Below are 984 nucleotides of genomic sequence, written 5' to 3' on the forward strand. Positions count from 1 at the left end.
CCGCGCCGCAGGGCGCGGACCGGCACGCGCACGGCCATCACGCGCACGGCCCCCACGATCACGATCCTGCGCATGGCTCGTCGCACGCCCACGCCCACGCGGGCGACCACGGTCACGATCACCGCCCGTGGTCCGAGATCCGCGTCGCGCTCGAACGCGCCGATCTCGAAGCGGCGGTGCGTGGGCACGCGCTCGCGATCTTCGGCCACCTCGCCGAGGCGGAGGCGCGCGTGCACGGCATCGCGGTCGAGCAGGTGGCGTTCCACGAGGTCGGCGCCTGGGATTCGATCGCCGACATCGTCGCCGCCGCCCACCTCGTCGCCGCGCTCGGCGCCACGCGATGGAGCGTCGGCGCCCTCCCCCTCGGCTCCGGGATGGTGCGCACGCAGCACGGCCTGCTGCCGGTACCGGCCCCGGCGACCGCGCTGCTGCTCGACGGCTTCCCGACCCGCGACGACGGCGTGCCGGGCGAGCGGGTGACGCCCACCGGCGCCGCGATCCTGCGCCATCTCTGCGGCGGGGCCGGATCGGCGCCGAGCGGCCCGCGTCGTCTCGGGCGCTCCGGCGTCGGCTTCGGCACCAGGCGCCTGCCCGGCCTGAGCAACTGCGTGCGGGTGCTCGCCTTCGATGACGCGGCCCCGATGGCGGCGCTGGAGACGCATCCGGACCATCGCACGATCGCGGTGATCGAGTTCGAGGTCGACGACCAGTCCGGCGAGGACTTGGCCATGGGGCTCGACCGCCTGCGGATGCGGGACGACGTGCTCGACGTCGTGCAGATGCCGGTCTTCGGCAAGAAGGGCCGGATGATGGCGCATGTCCGCCTGCTCGCCCGCGCCGACGCCCTCGATGCCGTGGTCGCCGCGTGCTTCTCCGAGACCGCGACGATCGGCCTGCGCCACGCGCTCGTCGCCGGCCGCGCCCTGCCCCGCCGGGCCACGACCGTCGCGGTCGAAGGCCGGGACGTGCGGGTCAAGCTCGCGG

The 984-nt window shown here is 75.4% G+C and carries 1 protein-coding gene; it reads left to right on the forward strand.

Going from position 1 to position 984, the window contains the following annotated elements; genetic code table 11:
• Positions 1-137: 137 nt before the first annotated feature.
• Positions 138-984 (forward strand): LarC family nickel insertion protein (locus tag FV223_RS28530; RefSeq protein WP_246689854.1); only part of this gene is annotated, 847 nt, incomplete at its 3' end.

Source organism: Methylobacterium sp. WL116, from assembly GCF_008039455.1.
Lineage (GTDB): Bacteria > Pseudomonadota > Alphaproteobacteria > Rhizobiales > Beijerinckiaceae > Methylobacterium.